This window comes from Klebsiella sp. GG_Kp173 (assembly GCF_040062415.1).
Lineage (GTDB): Bacteria > Pseudomonadota > Gammaproteobacteria > Enterobacterales > Enterobacteriaceae > Klebsiella > Klebsiella quasipneumoniae.
The window spans coordinates 19,638-40,570 of the sequence record NZ_JBEAFZ010000021.1; the positions used below are offsets into that span (position 1 = coordinate 19,638).

A 20,933-nucleotide genomic window follows, 5' to 3' on the forward strand; every position below is an offset into this window, starting at 1 on the left:
GTTTATAATGGGGGCTGTTTTCACTCGTAGAGTCGTTGCAATGAAGCGTAGTAGAACGGAAGTAGGGCGCTGGCGCATGCTGAGACAGGTGAATCGCCGTAAAGCGCGCTGGTTGGAAGCCCAATCACGCCGCAATATGCGGATCCTCGCCATCAGAAAGGGGCTGGTGAAACGGCAGCGTCATGCTCTGCTGTTTATTTTCCCCGACTGTTAAGCGAGCAGGCTAACGGCACCGTGCGCGGTGCCGTTGTCGTTTTCTCAGCCCTGCGCCGAACTCCCTTTTAACATCGCCAGGTGGCCTAATGAAATATCTATGCGATGTCTGTCAGGGTATGACGGGGAATTACCGACAGAACTCCTTATTCTGCGACAGACATTAACCGCCCTGCAGAAGCCTGAACAGGGCGCGGGGTTGTCGATCGTTTTTCAATGTCATGCTAACTATCGGGGTGACCACTCTGATTAAAATGCACCGCTTTTGTGGGTGTAAATTTATTTGGCATAGGCTTCCGTAGATAACGTGATGGTCACGTTATCACTCACCGCCGGAACATATTTATCAAGCTTGAAGTCTGAACGTTTTATTACCCCAGTGGCATCAAAACCAATGGCCTCCTTTTTCACCATCGGATGCATGTCCTGCTTATTCAGGGTGGCATGTAATACTACCGGTTTAGTGATGCCTTTAATGGTCAGGTTACCTTCAACATCATATTTATTGCCGCCTTTACTTTCCACCCGGGTGCTCTGAAAGGTTGCCTCAGGATACGTTTTGACATCGAAGTACTCTTTGCCTAAAAACTCATCCGTTAACGCTTTGACATGCGTATCAATGGTTTTGACTGGCAGCGTGACGTGCACAGAGGATTTCTCTGGGTTGTCTTTGTCAAAAGAGAGTTTCCCTGAAACATCAGAGATATAGGCGGTAGGGTTAGAGAAACCAAAATGGTTCCAGGCAATAACAACCGAAGTATGCTGTGGATCCAGGCTATATTCTGTCGCAGCGGCCTGTGATACAGGAATATATAAGGCAAGCAGAGAAAATAATGCGGTTTTTTTCAGGGTATTCATACAAAAATCCTCATAAGCGTCAGGTGCATAAATGGTAGCCCAAAAAAATGCAGGGCTTATTGAAAACATTTGTTATTCCCGTTCAAATATTTTAACCAACCAATAATAACCCTACAATCACTCCGCGTGAATTTTACCTAACGAAATTAATAGGCATTAAAAAAATCCTCTGTAACGTAAATCTGGTCACGTGATCTTTATACGTTCATCCCTATGGGATGTGCCTGGATCAGCGCATTTTTTATTTCCGGTTGCTTTCCAGACACCGCGATCCTGAATGCAGCAAGATAGGCGATATTTGGTCCTATGCCAGCTGAACCGGATACACATGCTTATTTACTCCAGGCGTTAATATCTGTTGCTGAGAATCCCTCTCTCTTTAACGATCTTCTTTCAACTGTGTTTAAGATTTACCGGGCGATGTCGGGATGTGCTGGCATGCAAAGCAAGCGATAGATCCATGCAAGATCTCTGTCACAGACTTATTCAATATATTAGCCATTCAATATCATGCCCGGCGTCGACGTTTGGTCGGCATTTTCTGTTGCCGCAAAAGGCGAGGTGATGGTCGATGATGTCGTCGCTGGGGAAGAGATGTGCTCATCTTCCAGGCATCTCAGGCGGATAACAGCCAGCGCTTTCGTGCGGTTAAAAAGGGCGGCATTTTAATGTTGTGTAGAAAAATGCGCCCTTTCATCTGATGGCCTGGTGTGTTTTTGCGGTTAACCAGAAAAATAGCAGGGGATTTTTTTCAAAATACTTTTTTGTACGGCTTAACAGAGACCTGGCGGTAGACGCCAGCTGCAATGTACGGATCGTCATTGGCCCAGGCCTGAGCCGCTTCCAGCGATTCAAACTCAGCGATTACCGTTGAGCCGCTGAATCCAGCTGCGCCCGGTTCGTTGCTGTCAACGGCCGGCATTGGTCCGGCGGTAAGCAACCGACCTTCATCATGTAAAAGTTGTAGACGCGCAAGATGCGCGGGGCGAACCGAGAGCCGCTTTTCCAGAGAATCGGCGATATCTTCAGCGTAGATAACGTAAAGCACGGCAAAGCTCCTTATCAATAAACAGGCGAATTACGTTAAGTTAAACGACGATGGACTGCAATGCAAAGATGCGCCCCGGCGCCGAATGCCCTGCCGACGCGGCTTTTTTCCGCAAATGGTGGCAAAAATTGACTCAGGTTAAGACGGCTTATTGAATATGATTGCTATTTGCATTTAAAATCGGAGCATCATTTTTCAACAGAAACGACTATGAGCGCAATGACCCTTGATTTACCTCGCCGCTTCCCGTGGCCAACGCTGCTGTCCGTGGCTATCCACGGTGCCGTTGTGGCGGGGTTGCTTTATACCTCGGTACATCAGGTTATTGAACAGCCTTCCCCGACGCAGCCGATAGAGATCACCATGGTGGCGCCGGCCGATCTTGAGCCGCCCCCGGCGGCGCAACCCGTCGTGCAGCCCGTTGTTGAACCCGAACCAGAGCCGGAACCTGAGGTGGTCCCTGAGCCGCCGAAAGAGGCGCCGGTGGTGATCCATAAACCAGAACCTAAGCCGAAGCCCAAACCTAAACCGAAGCCCAAGCCGGAGAAAAAGGTTGAGCAGCCTAAGCGGGACGTCAAGCCGGCAGCGGAGCCGCGTCCGGCTTCACCGTTTGAAAACAACAATACGACGCCAGCGCGCACCGCGCCGAGCGCCTCCACCGCAGCGGCCAAACCCACCGTCACTGCCCCGAGCGGCCCGCGGGCCATCAGCCGTGTCCAGCCGACCTATCCGGCGCGCGCTCAGGCGCTGCGCATTGAAGGGACGGTGCGGGTGAAGTTTGACGTCACGCCAGATGGCCGAATTGATAATTTGCAGATCCTCTCCGCCCAGCCGGCGAATATGTTCGAGCGCGAGGTGAAAAGCGCGATGCGCAGATGGCGTTACGAGCAGGCAAGACCGGGAACCGGCGTGACGATGACCATTAAATTCCGCCTCAACGGCGTCGAGATTAACTGATAAAACGCTGCGGCGGACCGGCAAGGTCCGCCGTGAAGCTTGTTTAACGCATTTTCTCCATCAATACATCATCCAGCGCCTGCTGGGCCGTTACCAGGTGCTGGCCGCCAAACAAAATCGCTCTGTTCAGCAGAGTATAAAGCTGATAAATCGGCTGACGATCGAGAAAACCCGACGGCAGAGGCGAAACGGACTGATAGCCGTCATAGATTTGCGGAGGCTGTTCCGGATGCATCGGCAGCATGGCTAAATCGCACTCGCGGTCGCCCCAGTAGCAAGCGGGATCGAATATATAGGGGCCATCCGGCCCTAAGGCGCAGTTGCCGGACCACAGATCCCCGTGCAGCAGCGAAGGCTGCGGCTGATGGTTGGCCAGTCGCTGCTGTACCATATCGACTAAGGTATCGATATCGCCAAAGTGCAACCCTTTCTCCGCCGCCAGCTCCAGCTGCCAGCCGATACGCTGCTCGGCAAAAAACACCGACCAGCGACGCTGCCAGGCGTTGGGCTGCGGCGTGGTGGAAAGATCGTTATCAAAATCCAGACCGAACTGCGGCTGATCGCTCCACCGATGCAGGTGGGCTAACTGCTGGCCAAGCAGGAAAGCGTTATGCGCATCCAGCGGACGGGGAGGGAGGTATTCCATGACCACGAAGCTGTAGTCGCGATCGCTGCCGACGGCAAAGACCTGCGGTACGCGAACGGTTTTGCTTCGCGACAGCAGCTCCAGCTGATCGACCTCGGCGGTGAAGATAGGCAGGAGTTCCCGTTCGTCGCATTTCACGAAGTAATCTTTGCCGCCGAAGCGCAAATGCCAGGCGGAATGGATCTCTCCGCCGGGCAGCTCGGTTTTCAGTTCGATTTCAGCGTCTTCGGTATGCCAATCGCGTAAAAGAGTACTGATTGCTTGCCACATGCTGTCTCTCCCCATGTTTTCCACCATATCATAAGGTTAGCGCATTACTACCGGGTAAACCTGGAACTGACGCACAACTGACGCTTTCCGTTGCGCTAAACGCATTTATTGAGCTTTTAACCACTCGGCGAATGTGCTGACGGCGATTTCTGCCGGACGGCCAAGGGCCGATTCCGCCAGGCCGGCGCTGAGAGCTTTCACTTCCTCGGCTGTTTGGGCGCTCAGCAGGCCAAAGGTATTGGTGCCCAGCTCATGGGGCGTGCCCTCTTCATCATTGAGCGTTAGTACAAACCCGGCACGGGTAAAATGGTTGCTGACCTCATTGATCTCCGTCAGCACCTGCTCATGGAAGGTTACGCTGACGACCCAGGCGGTAATTTCATTGCTCATCTCGACACCCCGTTGTTATGTATGGCCTTTCCAGCATAGACCATCCTGCAAATCTCGCGGCTCCCCTCCGCCGGCGCGGAGGGGCAGGGGAAATCAACGTCCGCAGAGATAATCGTAGATTTTTTGCGTATTGGCCTGCGAGCAGAGGCGGGTACCCTGGTTGATGGTCGCGGCACTACCGGCGGCGACGCCAAAGCGTACCATGTCTTCGAGGCTGGCGTTTTCCGCCAGACGCAAGGTCATGGCGCCCACCATGCTGTCGCCGGCGCCGACGGTGCTCTGGCTTTTCATTGGCGGCGGCACCACCTGAACGCTGCCGCTGGCGTCAACCCCTAACGCCCCCTGCGGACCGAGGGAGACCACCACCCGGCGCACTTTACCGGACTGGATCAACGACTGAGCGGCAAGGCGGACGTCATCAGGCTGGCTCAGATCGCGCTGCACGAGGGCGCTGAGCTCTTTCTGGTTTGGCTTCACTAATTCAATATTGCCGACGTCCAGCGCGGCGGCCAGCGCATCGCCGGAGCTGTCGATAATGCAACGCAGGCCTTGCTGTTGCGCATTTTTAACAAGCTGCATCAGATTTTCGACGCTGATACCTGGCGGCAGGCTGCCGCTGATCACCAGCAGTGAGCCGGGGTCGATGGTCAGGACTTTTTCTTCCAGGCGGCGGAATTCATCGTCTGTCAGCGCGGCGCCGGGCATCACAAAGCGATACTGTTCGCCGCTGGCGGCCACGTGAACGTGCAGGTTCTGTCGCGTCCAGTCGCGGGTTTCGACGGTCTCGATCGGCACCTGCTCATCGGCCAGCAGGGCGGCAAGGTGCTCGCCGGTGGCGCCGCCAATCGGGAAAATGGCGGTGGCTTTGCCGCCGAGAAAGGTCACGGCGCGGGCGACGTTGATCCCGCCGCCGCCGGGTTCAAATACCGGCGCGCTGCAGCGGAGTTTCCCTTCCGGGTAGATCTGCGGGGTCTGGGTGGCGCTATCCAGCGAGGGGGCCAGCGTGAGCGTATAAATTTTGGTCATTCCTTCTCCTCCTTAATACGGCGACTGTGCTTTATTTAAGCATGGCACGATGATTCAGGGAGGGAAAGTGCTGTCTCTGAGAGATTTGCAAAGAAGCCTGTATTTTCATTATGAAATAAAGATTGTTTCCGGAGCTGTCTTATTCAAAAAACGAAAGAGTAAGTGATTGCTATGTTATTCGTGCTTTTTTATAATTTGCTACCTTTCTTAGGACCTGCACTCCGCGATCCTCGCGAAAGTTTCCGGGACCCACAGGTCTCTTTTATGTTGTACGGACGCTAAATTCAATGAACCGGCATGGTTAGGCCTGTTCATCATTTGTACTGTCCTAAAAAAATGTATTTTAGAGAGTTATAATGAAGCTTTTAAAGACAGTACCCGCAGCGGTCATGCTGGCGGGGGGGCTTTTTGCGTCTGTTGGCGCAATGGCCGATGATTCTGTATTTACCGTCATGGATGACCCTTCCGCTGCCAAAAAACCGTTCGAAGGGGTGGTCAACGCAGGTTACCTGGCGCAGTCCGGCAACACCAAGAACTCCTCAATGACGGCTGATTCCACCCTGACCTGGTATGGCAACACCACCGCCTGGTCCCTGTGGGGCAACGCCAGCAACACCTCGTCCAACGATGAGCGCTCCTCAGAGAAATATGCAGTCGGTGGTCGTAGCCGCTATAACCTGACCGATATGAACTACGTCTTTGGGCAGGGCAGTTGGCTAACCGACCGTTATAACGGCTATCAGCAGCGCGATGTCCTGACGGCGGGCTATGGTCGTCAAATCCTCAACGGACCGGTGCACAGCCTGCGGTTTGAATTTGGTCCTGGCGTCCGCTATGACGAATACACCGACGGGGATACCGACACTCAACCGCTGGGCTACGCCTCCGGAACCTGGGCCTGGCAGATGACCGATAACGCCAAATTTACCCAAGGGGTATCGGTATTTGGCGCCGAGGACACCACGGTCAACTCAGAGAGTGCGTTAAACGTGGCGATTAACGCCCACTTTGCGTTGAAAGTGGCGTACAACGTCACCTGGAACTCGGAGCCGCCGGCGTCTGCGCCGGAGCATACCGATCGCCGGACCTCGCTCTCCCTCGGATATAAAATGTAATATTTTCAGGCCGGGTTTCCCGGCCTGATCGTTTTAGATTTAGCAATAAGTGACATTATTTTTTCTGGCAATTCGTTTTAGTTTTTATAAAAAGAAACTGGCCTCCATTATTCTCCATTTGCTGACAAATATTCATTCTATTTGACACGAAAAGCTAAATATTCGACGGACAAATATGTGATCTGGATCTATACTAACAGCCACTGACCGAATGGAGACATTGTTCGGTCCGTCTTCCGTAATAAGAGAATAAACATCATGAAAAAAAGCCAATTTACCATCGCAGCCCTGGCGCTGTGCGTGCTTTCCTTTGGCGCATCGGCCGCCACGCCAGTTCCGCCGTCGGGTAACCAGGACCATACGCAGGTAGGTATCGCCAAAGCTACCGACGTTGAGGCCGGATCGAATATTGCCCCCGGTTCCCGTAGCACCGGACAATCCATGAGCGATGCCTTTAATGTGCATACGCTGGTGGCAGGCGAGTGGTCTTAATATCGCAGGCTACTGCTTCACGGGCAGTCTATTAAGCCGGGTAAAGTTGTACCGGTTTAACGACCCGCGCTAAACATCACGCAGGCAATATCAACGCGTCTCTTTTAGTTTGCCCGCATAATATCGTCCGGCTTCGCTGGTGATTATTATCGGCCCTTCCTGACGGATATTCTGCTTTTATCCGCGCCGCTCTTGTTTTCTCCGCATTCCGCCATCATTTATGCTATTGCGGCTTTAATCACGTACCAATGATGTGTAAACTACTCCCCGGTGTTATCAGCAGGCGGCAGCAGGCGGGAACGATCGCTCCGGTCGTGCTCCTCTTTTCGCAGAGTGAAGCGGGAACTGCGCCTTAACCTGATGATAATTATGATTATATTGTTTTGTATGTGCTCTTTCGTGTGGGGCACCACTGCAAATAAGGACATAAAATGCCTGTAATTACGCTTCCTGATGGCAGCCAACGCCATTTTGATCACGCCGTCAGCCCGATGGACGTCGCGCTGGATATCGGCCCAGGCCTGGCGAAAGCCACCATCGCCGGGCGGGTAAACGGTGAACTGGTAGACGCCTGCGACCCGATCGAAACCGATTCCACCCTCTCTATTATCACGGCTAAAGATGAAGAAGGGCTGGAGATCATTCGTCACTCCTGCGCGCACCTGTTAGGCCATGCTATCAAACAGCTGTGGCCCAACACCAAAATGGCTATCGGTCCGGTTGTTGATAATGGCTTCTACTATGACGTAGACCTCGACCACACCCTGACTCAGGAAGATATCGACGCGCTCGAAAAACGTATGCATGAGCTCGCCGAGAAAAACTACGATGTCATCAAGAAGAAAGTGAGCTGGCACGAAGCGCGTGAAACCTTTGTGAAGCGCGGCGAAAGCTATAAAGTTTCTATTCTTGACGAAAACATTGCCCATGATGACAAGCCTGGCCTGTATCATCATGAAGAATATATCGATATGTGCCGCGGTCCGCACGTGCCGAACATGCGCTTTTGCCATCACTTCAAGCTGATGAAAACCGCCGGTGCCTACTGGCGCGGCGACAGCAACAATAAAATGTTGCAGCGTATCTACGGTACCGCGTGGGCAGATAAAAAAGCGCTGAATGCTTATCTGCAGCGTCTGGAAGAAGCCGCGAAGCGCGACCACCGTAAAATCGGTAAGCAGCTCGACCTGTATCACATGCAGGAAGAGGCGCCGGGGATGGTGTTCTGGCACAACGACGGCTGGACTATCTTCCGTGAACTGGAAACCTTTGTCCGTTCGAAACTGAAAGAGTATCAGTACCAGGAAGTCAAAGGTCCGTTCATGATGGACCGCGTGCTGTGGGAAAAAACCGGTCACTGGGACAACTACAAAGATGCGATGTTCACCACCTCTTCTGAGAACCGTGAATACTGCATTAAGCCGATGAACTGCCCGGGCCACGTGCAGATCTTCAACCAGGGGCTGAAATCCTACCGCGATCTGCCGCTGCGTATGGCGGAGTTTGGTAGCTGCCACCGTAACGAACCATCAGGCGCGTTGCACGGTCTGATGCGCGTTCGCGGCTTTACCCAGGATGATGCGCATATCTTCTGTACTGAAGATCAGGTTCGCGATGAAGTGAACGCCTGTATTCGTATGGTTTATGATATGTACAGCACCTTTGGCTTCGAGAAGATCGTTGTCAAACTGTCGACTCGCCCGGAAAAACGTATCGGCAGCGACGAGACCTGGGATCGCGCGGAAGCGGATCTGGCGGTGGCGCTGGAAGAAAATAATATCCCATTTGAATATCAACTGGGTGAAGGGGCGTTCTACGGCCCGAAAATTGAATTTACCCTGTATGACTGCCTCGATCGTGCATGGCAGTGCGGTACGGTACAGCTGGACTTCTCTCTGCCGCAGCGTTTAAGCGCCTCCTATGTGGGCGAAAACAACGAGCGTCAGGTGCCGGTCATGATCCACCGTGCGATTCTCGGTTCTCTGGAGCGCTTCATTGGCATCCTGACCGAAGAGTTCGCTGGCTTCTTCCCAACCTGGATTGCGCCAGTGCAGGTGGTGGTCATGAATATCACCGATTCTCAGGCTGAATACGTTAACGAATTGACGCGTAAACTACAAAATGCGGGCATTCGTGTAAAAGCAGACTTGAGAAATGAGAAGATTGGCTTTAAAATCCGCGAGCACACTTTACGTCGTGTCCCGTATATGCTGGTCTGTGGCGACAAAGAAGTCGAAGCCGGCAAAGTGGCCGTGCGCACCCGTCGCGGGAAAGACCTCGGCAGCATGGACGTAAATGAAGTGATCGAGAAGCTGCAACAAGAGATTCGCAGCCGCAGTCTTCAACAACTGGAGGAATAAGGTATTAAAGGCGGAAAACGAGTTCAAACGGCACGTCCGAATCGTATCAATGGCGAGATTCGCGCCCAGGAAGTTCGCTTAACAGGTCTGGAAGGTGAGCAGCTGGGTATTGTGAGTCTGAGAGAAGCTATCGAAAAGGCTGAAGAGGCTGGAGTAGATTTAGTTGAAATCAGCCCTAACGCCGAGCCGCCAGTTTGTCGTATCATGGACTACGGCAAGTTCCTTTATGAAAAGAGTAAGTCTTCTAAGGAACAGAAGAAGAAGCAGAAAGTTATCCAGGTTAAGGAAATTAAATTCCGCCCTGGTACTGATGAAGGTGACTATCAGGTAAAACTCCGCAGCCTGATTCGCTTTCTCGAAGATGGCGATAAGGCCAAAATCACGCTGCGTTTCCGCGGTCGTGAGATGGCCCACCAGCAGATCGGTATGGAAGTGCTTAACCGCGTGAAAGACGATCTGGTTGAACTGGCAGTAGTCGAATCCTTCCCAACGAAGATCGAAGGCCGCCAGATGATCATGGTGCTCGCTCCTAAGAAGAAACAGTAAGGCCATCAAGAAACATTTCCGGTGGGCTTCGGCTCACTGGTTTTGTTCGCCTTTGTTTCGTTTATTAACAATGCGAAGTGGAAGTTATTAAAATGCCAAAAATTAAGACCGTACGCGGTGCTGCTAAGCGCTTCAAAAAAACCGGTAAAGGTGGTTTTAAGCACAAGCACGCTAACCTGCGTCACATTCTGACTAAAAAAGCTACCAAGCGTAAACGTCACCTGCGTCCGAAAGCCATGGTTTCCAAAGGCGATCTGGGCCTGGTTATCGCGTGCCTGCCGTACGCATAAGTCGTTAACGTTTAACTTTTTTAACTTAGAATAGATACAGGAGAGCACACATGGCTCGCGTAAAACGTGGTGTAATTGCACGTGCACGTCACAAGAAAATTTTGAAACAAGCTAAAGGCTACTACGGTGCGCGTTCTCGCGTATACCGCGTTGCCTTCCAGGCTGTTATCAAAGCTGGTCAGTACGCTTACCGTGACCGTCGTCAACGTAAACGTCAGTTCCGTCAACTGTGGATTGCACGTATCAACGCAGCAGCACGTCAGAACGGTATTTCTTACAGCAAATTCATCAATGGCCTGAAAAAAGCCTCTGTTGAAATCGACCGTAAGATCCTGGCTGACATCGCCGTATTCGACAAAGTAGCGTTCACCGCTCTGGTCGAAAAAGCGAAAGCAGCTCTGGCATAAGCCAGTTGAAAGAGGGAGCTTGTCTCCCTCTTTTCGTTTCAACACCATCAATACATTGACTTTTATCGGCGCAGGCTTTTCAATACAGGTCTGACGTTTCTTACCAGACAAGGTAATGCAAGCATGAATGCTGCTATTTTCCGCTTCTTTTTTTACTTTAGCACCTGAACTCAGGAGGCTAGCGCGTGAAAGAAGAAACGGAAAACAGCGCCAGAAAGCCTCCCCTGTGGAGGCTTTTTTCGTATATGGATTCGGAATATTAATTTCACTATAACCGGTGTCTGCACCGACATAATGAGGAAAACCATGTCACATCTCGCAGAGCTGGTTGCCAGTGCCAAGGCAGCCATTAACGAGGCATCAGATGTTGCTGCGCTGGACAACGTCCGCGTGGAATACCTGGGTAAGAAAGGGCATCTGACCCTGCAAATGACCACCCTGCGTGAGTTGCCGCCGGAAGAGCGTCCGGCAGCCGGTGCGGTCATCAACGAAGCGAAAGAGCAGGTACAGCAGGCGCTGAATGCGCGCAAAGCCGAACTGGAAGGGGCGGCGCTGAATGCTCGTCTGGCTGCAGAGACCATCGACGTCTCGCTGCCGGGTCGCCGCATTGAAAATGGCGGTTTGCATCCGGTCACCCGCACCATCGACCGTATTGAAAGTTTCTTCGGTGAGCTCGGCTTTACCGTGGCGACGGGCCCGGAAATCGAAGACGATTACCACAACTTCGATGCGCTGAATATCCCGGGTCACCATCCGGCGCGCGCTGACCACGACACTTTCTGGTTCGATGCCACTCGCCTGCTGCGCACCCAGACCTCCGGCGTGCAGATCCGCACCATGGAAAACCAGCAGCCGCCGATCCGTATTATCGCGCCGGGACGCGTCTATCGTAACGACTACGATCAGACCCACACCCCGATGTTCCACCAGATGGAAGGTCTGATCGTTGATAAAAACATCAGCTTCACCAACCTGAAAGGAACCCTGCACGATTTCCTGAACAACTTCTTTGAAGAAGATCTGCAGGTACGCTTCCGTCCGTCTTACTTCCCCTTCACCGAACCGTCCGCGGAAGTCGACGTAATGGGTAAAAACGGCAAATGGCTGGAAGTGCTGGGCTGCGGTATGGTGCACCCGAACGTGCTGCGCAACGTGGGTATCGATCCGGAAGTGTATTCCGGCTTCGCCTTTGGCATGGGCATGGAGCGTCTGACCATGCTGCGCTATGGCGTCACCGATCTGCGCGCGTTCTTCGAAAACGATCTGCGTTTCCTCAAACAGTTTAAATAAGGGCAGGACAGAACAATGAAATTCAGTGAACTGTGGTTACGCGAGTGGGTTAACCCGGCGATCGACAGCGAAGCGCTTTCCGATCAGATCACCATGGCGGGCCTCGAAGTGGACGGCGTTGAGCCGGTTGCCGGCAGCTTCAACGGCGTCGTTGTTGGTGAAGTCGTGGAGTGTGGTCAGCACCCGAACGCCGACAAACTGCGCGTCACTAAAGTCAACGTCGGCGGCGAACGCCTACTGGACATCGTCTGCGGCGCGCCAAACTGCCGTCAGGGGCTGAAAGTCGCCGTGGCGACCATCGGCGCCGTGCTGCCGGGCGATTTTAAAATCAAGGCTGCGAAGCTGCGCGGCGAACCGTCAGAAGGGATGCTGTGCTCCTTCTCCGAGCTGGGCATTTCCGACGATCATAGCGGAATTATCGAGCTGCCGGCGGATGCGCCGATCGGTACCGATATTCGCGAATACCTTAAGCTAGACGATAACACCATCGAGATCAGCGTCACCCCGAACCGCGCCGACTGCCTGGGCATCATCGGCGTCGCGCGCGACGTGGCCGTGCTGAACAAGGCGCCGCTGAACGCGCCGGAAATCACCCCGGTTGCCGCCACCATTGACGATGTGCTGCCGATTCAGGTTGACGCCCCGCAGGCGTGCCCGCGCTATCTGGGCCGCGTGGTGAAAGGCATCAACGTCAAAGCGCCGACGCCGCTGTGGATGAAAGAGAAACTGCGCCGCTGCGGGATCCGCTCCATCGACGCGGTGGTTGACGTGACCAACTATGTGCTGCTTGAGCTGGGCCAGCCGATGCACGCCTTTGACCGCGACCGTATCGAAGGCGGGATCGTGGTGCGCATGGCGAAAGAGGGCGAAACCCTGGTCCTGCTTGATGGCTCCGAAGCGAAGCTCGACAGCGATACCCTGGTCATTGCTGACCACAACAAAGCGCTGGCAATGGGCGGGATCTTCGGTGGGGAGCACTCCGGCGTTAACGACGAAACCCAAAACGTGCTGCTGGAGTGTGCCTTCTTCAGCCCGCTGTCCATCACTGGCCGCGCGCGCCGTCACGGCCTGCACACCGATGCCTCTCATCGCTATGAGCGCGGCGTCGATCCGGCCCTGCAGTATAAAGCGCTGGAGCGCGCCACGCGTCTGCTGATCGACCTCTGCGGCGGCGAAGCCGGCCCGGTGATCGACGTGACCAACGAAGAGACTCTGCCAAAACGCGCCACCATCACTCTGCGTCGTAGCAAACTGGATCGCCTGATTGGCCACCATATCGACGACGCGCAGGTCACCGACATTCTGCAGCGCCTCGGCTGCGAAGTGACGGTGGGCGAAGGCGAATGGCAGGCGGTGGCCCCGAGCTGGCGTTTCGACATGGAGATCGAAGAGGATCTGGTCGAGGAAGTGGCTCGCGTTTATGGCTACAACAACATTCCTGATGAGCCGGTGCAGGCGGGTCTGATCATGGGTACCCACCGTGAAGCCGACCTGTCGCTGAAGCGCGTGAAAACGCTGCTGAATGACAAAGGCTATCAGGAAGTGATCACCTACAGCTTCGTCGACCCGAAAGTCCAGCAGCTGATCCACGCCGGTGAAGAGGCGCTGATCCTGCCAAGCCCGATCTCCAGCGAAATGTCGGCGATGCGCCTGTCGCTGTGGACTGGCCTGCTGGGGACCGTGGTCTACAACCAGAACCGTCAGCAGAGCCGGGTACGCATCTTTGAGAGTGGTCTGCGCTTTGTGCCGGACACCAATGCGCCGCTGGGCATTCGTCAGGATGTGATGCTGGCCGGGGCCATCTGCGGCAACCGCTACGAAGAGCACTGGACACTGGCGAAAGAGACGGTCGATTTCTATGATCTGAAAGGCGATCTGGAAGCCGTTCTGGATTTAACCGGAAAATTAGCGGATATCGAATTCCGTGCTGAAGCGACCACTGCGCTGCATCCGGGGCAATCCGCAGCGATTTATCTTAAAGGTGAACGCATTGGTTTCATTGGGGTTGTTCATCCTGAGCTGGAACGTAAACTGGATCTGAACGGTCGCACTCTGGTGTTTGAACTGGAGTGGAACAAGCTCGCAGACCGCGTGGTGCCTCAGGCGCGCGATATTTCCCGCTTCCCAGCGAACCGTCGCGACATCGCGTTGCTGGTCGCGGAAAACGTGGCTGCCGCCGATGTTTTAGCCGAATGTAAGAAAGTTGGCGTAAATCAGGTAGTTGGCGTAAACTTATTTGACGTGTACCGTGGTAAAGGTGTGGCGGAAGGGTATAAGAGCCTTGCGATTAGCCTGATCCTGCAGGATACCAGCCGTACACTCGAAGAAGAGGAGATTGCCGCTACCGTTGCCAGATGTGTAGAGGCATTAAAAGAGCGATTCCAGGCATCATTGAGGGATTGAACCTATGGCGCTTACAAAAGCTGAAATGTCAGAATATCTGTTTGATAAGCTTGGGCTTAGCAAGCGGGATGCCAAAGAACTGGTCGAGTTGTTTTTCGAAGAGATCCGTCGTGCTCTGGAAAACGGAGAACAGGTCAAACTCTCCGGGTTCGGCAACTTCGATTTGCGGGATAAAAACCAACGCCCGGGACGTAACCCGAAGACGGGGGAGGATATTCCCATTACAGCCCGGCGCGTGGTGACCTTCAGACCCGGTCAGAAGCTGAAAAGCCGTGTCGAAAACGCGTCGCCTAAAGACAAATAATCTGAACTAATTAAAAAGGCCGCATTGCGGCCTTTTTCTTTTCTGTCGACTCTTACGCTTTAACGGCAGTGAGCATGATCTCCACCAGGATTTCTGGTCGCGCCATCTCCGCCTGCACGGCCGCTCGCGCCGGGCTATGGCCGTCCGGCATCCACTCCACCCACGCCTCATTGAACGCAGCAAAGTCACGTTCGATATTTTTCAGCCAGATCTGCGCGGAGAGAATGTGCCGCTTATCGCTCCCGGCCTCCGCCAGCAGGGCGTCGATCTTCTCCAGCACTTCGCGGGTCTACAAGGTGATCTCCTCCTCGTTGCTTTTCGGCGTCTGTCCGGAGAGGAACAGCAGATTGCCATACTCAACGCTGGCGGAAAGACGAGGTTGTGGATGATTGCGAATAATTGTCATGCGGTTTGTTTCCATGTGAGACCTTCTAAAGAAATGTCTGGCATCTGATTGTCGATTAACGCGCCCAGCACCACCGCGCTGCCGGCGGCGAGGGTAAAGCCGAGGCTTCCCTGGCCGAGGTTCATCCACAGGTTGGGGTAGCCGGCGCGTCCCAGCAGCGGTGGGCCGGCTGGCGTTGAGGGGCGCATGCCGGTCCAGGCTTCGGCCTTGTCCAACCCCTCGAGTTCGGGAAAGCTGCGGGCGACGATGCTCTTCAGCGCCTGAATGCGGCTTTCGCGCAGTTCGTCGCCGTCGTAGCCGATGTCCACCATCGCTGCGATGCGCAACTGCTGGCCAAGGCGGGCATAGACAATTTTGTGCCCATAGTCGGTAACGCTGATGTCCGGCGCAATGCCCGTCTGTTGGGGATAGGGAAGGGTCAGGCTGTACCCCTTCAGGGCGCAGAGCGGCACGCGAACGCCCAGATGTCCCAGCAGCGGGCCGCTGCCGTTTCCGGCGGCGACGACATACTCATCGCCGGTGATGCTCCCGCGGCTGGTCTCCAGGGCGCTGACGCGTCCGCCGCGCTTAGTGAGCCGCAGCACCTCACAGTGGGTCAGCAGGCTGAAGCGGCTGCTGGCGGCGAGCTTGTCGAGCAGCGCAAGGCAAAACTGATGGCAATCCGCCGTTTCATCCCCCGGCGAATAAATGCCGCCCTGTAGCGAAGGGCTGATATGTTTTAGCGCCGGCTCCAGCCGCAGGCAGGCTTCAGCATTCAGCACCTGCTGATATTGAGGATCTATCCCTTTTGCCGCTTTAGTAAAATCGTATTCCCGGCGATGGATAATTAATTTTCCGCTGCGTCGCCAGTGAAAATCGGCAAGCCTATCCTCTTCCCGCCACGACTGCATAACCTGCCGGCTGAGCAGCGACAGACGCAATATATGGTCGCCGTTTATTTTATTGGTCTGGCTATTACAGGCGCGCAGGAACTGCAGCAGCCAGCGCCACTGCTGAAAAGAGATATTGAGACGCATATTGAGCGGCGAATCGGCTTTACCCATCCATTTCATCCCCTGCAGGGGAACGCCGCTGTCGGCAAGGGGAGCGACGTAGCGGTAACTTAATTGGCCGCCGTTGGCAAAACTGGTGGCGCTGGCCGGTTCGCCATTGCGCTCCAGTAATTGCACCTGATGGCCGCGCTTAATCAGTTCCCAGGCCGTGGCCAGACCGACCACGCCGCCTCCGATAATGACAATGCGTTTGTTCATAACCCGATATATCCACCGCTGATCAATTTATCGGGTTATGTCAAAGCATTTACCCCAGCGGCGCAATTGACTTTTTATGGTCAGGGTATAACCGCAGGTTAATCTCCTTGAGCTGCTGGCGCAGGCGCTGGCAGAGAAAATCGACGAACTTTTGCGCCATCGGGCTCAGGGAAACGTCGGCCCGCCGTAACAGGCAGAGGTTAATCGCGATCGGCGGCGTAATGGGATGGATCATCTCGGGAGAAAGGTTGTGCTGGGCGGAAAAGATATCGGTAATGCTGCAGCCCATGCCGCGCTTCACGAACTCGGTGGCCATATAGTAGGTCTGGACGTTTAGCCGGGTAGTGGAAAAGTCGCGACGGGTGGCGATGGCGGCGGAGAGCGAGTGCGGCCCCGGCGAGATCCACCGCTGCTGGTCGATCTCGCTGATGTCCACCGCACCCTGACGATAATGACGGTCGATATACACCAGCGGCACTTCGGCAATCAGGGTGGTAAGGATCTCTCCCTGCTGCACCGGCTGTAGCGTCAGCGCTAAATCTATCTCGCGTAAATCCAGTTTTCTAACCAGCGTCTCGGTGTGTTCAGTGGTGAGCGTCATTACCAGATTGCTGTTTTGTTGATAAAAATCGGTCACCAGCTCCGGTACCAGGCTTAACCCCAGGCTTGGCAGGCAGCCTAAGGTGATTTTAGCGCGCGGATCGCGGGCCAGGTTATCGGCCAGCAGGCGCAGGTTATCGAGGTCCTGATAAATAGTCTGCGCTTTTTCGAAAAGTGTGATCGCCTCGCTGGTCGGCAGCAGCTTGCCGCGCACCCGCTGAAAGAGGGTAAAGCCCAGCTTCAGCTCGGCGCTTTTTAACGCTTTGCTGGCCGCTGGCTGGGAGATATTCAGCGATTCCGCTGCCCGCGACAGAGAGCCGCAGGTCATGACGGCATAGAAGATTTCCAGATGACGCAGTTTCATGAACAGTTAACTCAGGGTTATAGCCTACCGATAAAAAGTCATTTTCCACTAACACTAAGTTAACATAAATTTAATCACCAATCAGCGCATTGGTTACATATTGTGCTGCTGGCCCCGCATGATGGCGGAATAAAACGCTCTCAGAATCGTTTCCTTTGTACCCCACCAGACCCTCAGGCCGCGGCCAATAATGAAAAAGAGGGAGGATATTTTCTGAGCAGGCACCAATACACCACCTGACCTTTACGGTCGGATTGATTGGCATTAAGGAGTGTTATGAGTGACTCAACGCTCGCAGGCAATACGCCTGTCAGACGAAATATCACGCGAAAAAACGTTATTACCGGTCTGTTATTGCTGCTGTTTATGTTGATTGCGCTGTGGTGCCACGGTCGACCGGGCAGCGAGCTTGGCCTGCTGGGATTTACGCCGCTGGTGGCGTTAGCGATATTATCGCTGATCGGCGTCGATATTGTGCTGGCGGTCATCTCCTCGATTATTATCGCCATGATCATGACCTCAACCGGTCTGCCGGAAATGGGCGTGATGCTGGCGAAATCCACCGGGTCATTTATTGCCACCGTCGGGCTTATCATTATGCTCGGCGCCGGCGTGGGGGAGGTAGCCACCCGCACCGGCGCGGCGGTTGAGCTGGTGAAATTCGTGGTCCACCGTATTGGGCTGTCGAGCCAGACGCGGGTCAAGTTCGGCATTGTGGTGTCATCGATTTTAATTTGCGGTTCGCTGGGCACTATGGCCGGTGGCAATGCCATTATCGTGGCAGTAATCATTCCGGTGGCGGCAGCGGTACGCTTAACGCCGCCGACGGTGGCCGCGCTGATGATGACCGCCGGTTCCGTTGGACTCTTTACCGGGCCCTTCACCCCCAGCACCGTGACGATCCTCAGCCTTGGCGGACTGAGCTATCCGGATTATCTGCTGTATGTCGGCCTGCCGATGAGCGCCGTCACCCTGTTAGCCGGCTGGATCATGGCGGGACGGATCCAGAAGATGACCGAAGGCAAACTGCGCTATGAGGTCGATCTCTCGGAAAAGCCGCAAGAGGAACTTAACGCCGCGCAGCAGCGCCGGCGTAAATTAAGCGCGCTGGCTTTCGCCGCGACCATCATCGTGATGGCGGTGGTTGGGGTGGTGATTAAAGCCGGCTTTAGCTTTGCAATTATCGTCATGCTGCTGGTGGCGCTGATGACCGGGCTGGTGGGCGGCCTGCGGCCGACGCAGATCCTGCAGGCGCTCTATCACGGCTGCGGTCGTCTGGTGTGGATGTTTATTCTCTACTGGCTGTACAACCCGATCCTTGAGCTGATGGATGGCCTGCACGCCTATCAGGGGCTGCTGGAGTATACCCAGCCGTTGCTGGAGGGGATCTCCCCGGCCTGGCTGTGCTTTAGCATCTTCGCGTTCAATATTATCGGCCATGTGCCTGGCGCGGCGGTGGCCCAGATGACCTTTACTCATAAAATCTTTGGCCCGATGCTGATGGCAGCCGGCGTGCCGCCGCAGGGGACCACCGCGGTGCTGTTGGCCTCGTCTCAGGTGGACTGGTTCGGACCGTTCCCCTCATCGGACATGTTCGGCCAGATGGGGCTGGCACAGTCTACTCATCTGAAATACATGCTCTATAACGGCTGGGCAATCGTGGTGGCGAACATCATTCTCTTCGCGCTGCTGTTTCAGATCCTGGTGTAAAGCGGGATGGTCGACGCGGGGGAGCCTCCTCCGCGTCGACGTTTGGCCGTGAGGTTTTCCTTTTCTCACCGCGACAGCCACCGTAAAATCAGCCTCTTGTTCCCAGTGCGTAATGGAATCTATGCTGACTCTCGCCCATCTCCAACAGCGCCGCAGCCGGCGTTGGCTCTTTGGTTTAACGCTGTTGCTGCTGGTCACCCTGCTGATCAGTCTGTGCGCGGGGGATCAATGGATCCCGCCCGGCGAGTGGTTCAGCGCCAAGGGGCAGCTGTTTATCTGGCAGATCCGCCTGCCGCGGACCCTGGCGGTGCTGCTGGTGGGGGCGGCGCTGGCGCTCTCCGGGGCGATAATGCAGGCGCTGTTTGAAAATCCGCTGGCGGAACCGGGTCTGCTGGGCGTCTCCAACGGCGCGGGCGTCGGGCTGATTGCCGCCGTCCTGTTGGGCAAAGGCCTGTTACCAGGCTGGGCGCTGGGGTTGTGTGCGATCCTCGGCGCGCTGCTGATCACCTTTATTCTGCTGCGTTTCGCCCGCCGCCATCTTTCCACCAGCCGTCTGCTGCTGGCGGGGGTGGCGCTGGGCATCATCTGCAGCGCCCTGATGACCTGGGCGGTGTACTTCTCCACCTCTTTTGACCTGCGGCAGCTGATGTACTGGATGATGGGCGGGTTTGGCGGCGTCGACTGGCAGCAGCTGTGGCTGATGATAGCCCTCCTGCCGGTGCTCTGCTGGGTCTGTCTGCAGTCCCAACCCCTGAATTTACTGGCGCTGGGCGAAGTCTCCGCCCGTCAGCTCGGGCTGCCGCTGTGGCTGTGGCGCAAGCTGCTGGTGGTGGCGACCGGCTGGATGGTCGGCGTGAGCGTGGCGCTGGCGGGGGCGATTGGCTTTATCGGCCTGGTGATCCCGCACATTCTGCGGCTATGCGGCTTGAGCGATCACCGGGTGTTGCTCCCGGCCTGCATGCTGGCGGGGGCAAGCGCTTTGCTGGGGGCGGATATTATCGCCCGGCTGGCGCTTTCCGCCGCTGAGCTGCCGATTGGCGTGGTGACGGCGACGCTGGGCGCGCCGGTCTTTATCTGGTTGCTGCTGCGCTCGCGGTGACGGGGATAGCGCGACGCCGTCTGCAGGGACGGCGCCGGCTCGGGCTTACCAGCCTTTGATCGCGTCGCCTTTGTAGACTTCCTTCGCTTTTTCCGCGACTTCACTGGTCTGGAAGGCGGCTTTCAGTTCCTGAATTTTCTTGCTGTCCTTGTTATCCTCGCGGGCGACGATCGCATTCACGTAAGGGGAATCCGGTCCCTCCATGAACAGGCCGTCGCGGGCGGCTGACAGGCCGGCCTGGGCGGAGAAGTTGGTGTTAATGATTGACAGGCTGACGTTCGGGTCATCCAGAGTACGAGTCAGCTGCGGGGTATCCACCTCCACAATTTTCAGCTGTTTTGGGTTGTCGATGATATCCAGCGTGGTGGGTAAATAGCCGACGCCCGGTTTCAGCTTGAGCAGTCCCTGCGCCTGAAGCAGCAGCAGGCTGCGGCCCAGGGTGGTGGTTTCATTAGAGATGGTCACTGTCGCCCCCTCAGGGAGCTCGCTGATATTTTTGATGCGATGTGAATAGGCGGCGATAGGGAAGACAAAGGTTTTACCCACCACCGCGAATTTATAGCCGCGCTCTTTCGACTGCGCCTCAAGGTAAGGCAGAGTCTGGAAGGCGTTGGCATCCACATCTTTGTTGTTCAGCGCTTCGTTAGGCAGCACGTAATCATTGAAGGAGACCACTTCGACGTCGAGGTGATATTTTTCCTTCGCCACCTGCTCCACTACTTTCCAGATGGCTTCGTCCGGCCCGGTATTGATAGCGACTTTCACTTTATTATCTTCATCCGGAGAGCAGGCGCTCAGCAGGGCGACAGAGGCGGCGATTAACGCCAGGCTAAACAACTTCTTCATCAATAAAACTCTCTTAAATTAACAAGTAACAAAACCATATTAC

Annotated in this window: 22 protein-coding genes, 1 pseudogene and 1 other annotated feature; of the genes and pseudogenes, 14 read left to right on the forward strand and 9 right to left on the reverse strand. The window is 55.1% G+C overall.

The genetic code is table 11. The annotated features are described in order from the left end of the window. Positions 1 to 40: 40 nt before the first annotated feature. A complete protein-coding gene (locus ABLU50_RS11410; RefSeq protein WP_023290120.1) occupies positions 41 to 214 on the forward strand; it encodes a YciY family protein in 174 nt (57 codons plus the stop codon). A gap of 278 nt (positions 215 to 492) precedes the next feature. Here the strand turns inward: ABLU50_RS11410 and ABLU50_RS11415 are convergent, their stop codons facing one another. Next, on the reverse strand, positions 493 to 1,140 hold the full coding sequence (locus ABLU50_RS11415; protein WP_072206868.1) for a YceI family protein: 648 nt from the start codon (positions 1,138 to 1,140) through the stop codon (positions 493 to 495). A gap of 682 nt (positions 1,141 to 1,822) precedes the next feature. Further along, positions 1,823 to 2,119, reverse strand: a complete 297-nt coding sequence (locus ABLU50_RS11420; RefSeq protein ID WP_002910042.1) for a YciI family protein — start codon at positions 2,117 to 2,119, stop codon at positions 1,823 to 1,825. Positions 2,120 to 2,329: 210 nt separating this feature from the next. Here ABLU50_RS11420 and tonB point away from each other — a divergent pair, with 210 nt between their 5' ends. Beyond that, positions 2,330 to 3,076, forward strand: a complete 747-nt coding sequence (gene tonB, locus ABLU50_RS11425) for a TonB system transport protein TonB (protein WP_060656024.1) — start codon at positions 2,330 to 2,332, stop codon at positions 3,074 to 3,076. A 43-nt stretch (positions 3,077 to 3,119) separates the two neighbouring features. Here the strand turns inward: tonB and ABLU50_RS11430 are convergent, their stop codons facing one another. The 3 genes from ABLU50_RS11430 to pfkB form a co-directional block, all read right to left on the reverse strand. Then, positions 3,120 to 3,992: a fructosamine kinase family protein gene (locus ABLU50_RS11430; protein ID WP_087832293.1), complete on the reverse strand. Its 873-nt coding sequence runs from the start codon at positions 3,990 to 3,992 to the stop codon at positions 3,120 to 3,122. 105 nt (positions 3,993 to 4,097) lie between these two features. Then, the gene (gene ghoS / locus ABLU50_RS11435) at positions 4,098 to 4,382 is read right to left on the reverse strand and encodes a type V toxin-antitoxin system endoribonuclease antitoxin GhoS (protein WP_004203147.1); all 285 of its coding nucleotides are present in this window, start codon (positions 4,380 to 4,382) and stop codon (positions 4,098 to 4,100) included. Positions 4,383 to 4,475: 93 nt separating this feature from the next. Beyond that, positions 4,476 to 5,408, reverse strand: coding sequence for a 6-phosphofructokinase II (gene pfkB, locus ABLU50_RS11440; protein ID WP_004203145.1), 933 nt, complete (start codon positions 5,406 to 5,408; stop codon positions 4,476 to 4,478). 356 nt (positions 5,409 to 5,764) lie between these two features. Here pfkB and ABLU50_RS11445 point away from each other — a divergent pair, with 356 nt between their 5' ends. The 10 genes from ABLU50_RS11445 to ihfA all read left to right on the forward strand — a co-directional run bounded on the left by ABLU50_RS11445 (position 5,765) and on the right by ihfA (position 14,615). Continuing rightward, on the forward strand, positions 5,765 to 6,523 hold the full coding sequence (locus tag ABLU50_RS11445) for a YdiY family protein (protein ID WP_004203142.1): 759 nt from the start codon (positions 5,765 to 5,767) through the stop codon (positions 6,521 to 6,523). Positions 6,524 to 6,781: 258 nt separating this feature from the next. Continuing rightward, positions 6,782 to 7,015: a hypothetical protein gene (locus ABLU50_RS11450; protein WP_004203141.1), complete on the forward strand. Its 234-nt coding sequence runs from the start codon at positions 6,782 to 6,784 to the stop codon at positions 7,013 to 7,015. Positions 7,016 to 7,446: 431 nt separating this feature from the next. Continuing rightward, complete coding sequence (thrS, locus tag ABLU50_RS11455; protein WP_017900777.1) at positions 7,447 to 9,375, forward strand: threonine--tRNA ligase; 1,929 nt, start codon at positions 7,447 to 7,449, stop codon at positions 9,373 to 9,375. 3 nt (positions 9,376 to 9,378) lie between these two features. Further along, positions 9,379 to 9,921, forward strand: a complete 543-nt coding sequence (infC, locus tag ABLU50_RS11460) for a translation initiation factor IF-3 (protein WP_004189469.1) — start codon at positions 9,379 to 9,381, stop codon at positions 9,919 to 9,921. 92 nt (positions 9,922 to 10,013) lie between these two features. Beyond that, entirely contained in the window at positions 10,014 to 10,211 is a 198-nt protein-coding gene (rpmI, locus tag ABLU50_RS11465) for a 50S ribosomal protein L35 (protein WP_001124225.1), read from the forward strand. Positions 10,212 to 10,261: 50 nt separating this feature from the next. Then, a complete protein-coding gene (gene rplT / locus ABLU50_RS11470) occupies positions 10,262 to 10,618 on the forward strand; it encodes a 50S ribosomal protein L20 (protein WP_000124850.1) in 357 nt (118 codons plus the stop codon). A gap of 118 nt (positions 10,619 to 10,736) precedes the next feature. Next, positions 10,737 to 10,861, forward strand: a sequence feature (Phe leader region). Continuing rightward, on the forward strand, positions 10,742 to 10,786 hold the full coding sequence (gene pheM / locus ABLU50_RS11475; RefSeq protein ID WP_001386830.1) for a pheST operon leader peptide PheM: 45 nt from the start codon (positions 10,742 to 10,744) through the stop codon (positions 10,784 to 10,786). Its footprint overlaps the feature before it by 45 nt. 63 nt (positions 10,862 to 10,924) lie before the next feature. Next, positions 10,925 to 11,908, forward strand: coding sequence for a phenylalanine--tRNA ligase subunit alpha (gene pheS, locus ABLU50_RS11480; RefSeq protein ID WP_002909105.1), 984 nt, complete (start codon positions 10,925 to 10,927; stop codon positions 11,906 to 11,908). Positions 11,909 to 11,923: 15 nt separating this feature from the next. After that, positions 11,924 to 14,311, forward strand: a complete 2,388-nt coding sequence (gene pheT, locus ABLU50_RS11485) for a phenylalanine--tRNA ligase subunit beta (RefSeq protein WP_087832291.1) — start codon at positions 11,924 to 11,926, stop codon at positions 14,309 to 14,311. A gap of 4 nt (positions 14,312 to 14,315) precedes the next feature. Further along, complete coding sequence (gene ihfA, locus ABLU50_RS11490) at positions 14,316 to 14,615, forward strand: integration host factor subunit alpha (RefSeq protein ID WP_002909098.1); 300 nt, start codon at positions 14,316 to 14,318, stop codon at positions 14,613 to 14,615. A 52-nt stretch (positions 14,616 to 14,667) separates the two neighbouring features. Here the strand turns inward: ihfA and ABLU50_RS11495 are convergent. The 3 genes and pseudogenes from ABLU50_RS11495 to ABLU50_RS11505 all read right to left on the reverse strand — a co-directional run bounded on the left by ABLU50_RS11495 (position 14,668) and on the right by ABLU50_RS11505 (position 17,235). Next, positions 14,668 to 15,021 (reverse strand): annotated as a pseudogene (locus tag ABLU50_RS11495) (RidA family protein). Further along, positions 15,018 to 16,283: a D-amino acid dehydrogenase gene (locus ABLU50_RS11500; protein WP_323084013.1), complete on the reverse strand. Its 1,266-nt coding sequence runs from the start codon at positions 16,281 to 16,283 to the stop codon at positions 15,018 to 15,020. The pseudogene ABLU50_RS11495 and the gene ABLU50_RS11500 overlap by 4 nt, the downstream one beginning before the upstream one ends. A 37-nt stretch (positions 16,284 to 16,320) precedes the next feature. Continuing rightward, positions 16,321 to 17,235 carry a LysR family transcriptional regulator gene (locus tag ABLU50_RS11505; protein ID WP_004203130.1) on the reverse strand — a complete coding sequence of 305 codons (915 nt, stop codon included), beginning with the start codon at positions 17,233 to 17,235 and terminating at the stop codon, positions 16,321 to 16,323. A gap of 276 nt (positions 17,236 to 17,511) precedes the next feature. Here ABLU50_RS11505 and ABLU50_RS11510 point away from each other — a divergent pair, with 276 nt between their 5' ends. Further along, complete coding sequence (locus tag ABLU50_RS11510) at positions 17,512 to 18,945, forward strand: gluconate:proton symporter (protein ID WP_087832289.1); 1,434 nt, start codon at positions 17,512 to 17,514, stop codon at positions 18,943 to 18,945. A gap of 121 nt (positions 18,946 to 19,066) precedes the next feature. Continuing rightward, positions 19,067 to 20,044, forward strand: coding sequence for a vitamin B12 ABC transporter permease BtuC (btuC, locus tag ABLU50_RS11515; protein ID WP_004203127.1), 978 nt, complete (start codon positions 19,067 to 19,069; stop codon positions 20,042 to 20,044). A 45-nt stretch (positions 20,045 to 20,089) separates the two neighbouring features. Here btuC and ABLU50_RS11520 read toward each other — a convergent pair whose 3' ends face one another. Next, the gene (locus ABLU50_RS11520; protein WP_057215907.1) at positions 20,090 to 20,890 is read right to left on the reverse strand and encodes a MetQ/NlpA family lipoprotein; all 801 of its coding nucleotides are present in this window, start codon (positions 20,888 to 20,890) and stop codon (positions 20,090 to 20,092) included. Positions 20,891 to 20,933 lie beyond the last annotated feature (43 nt).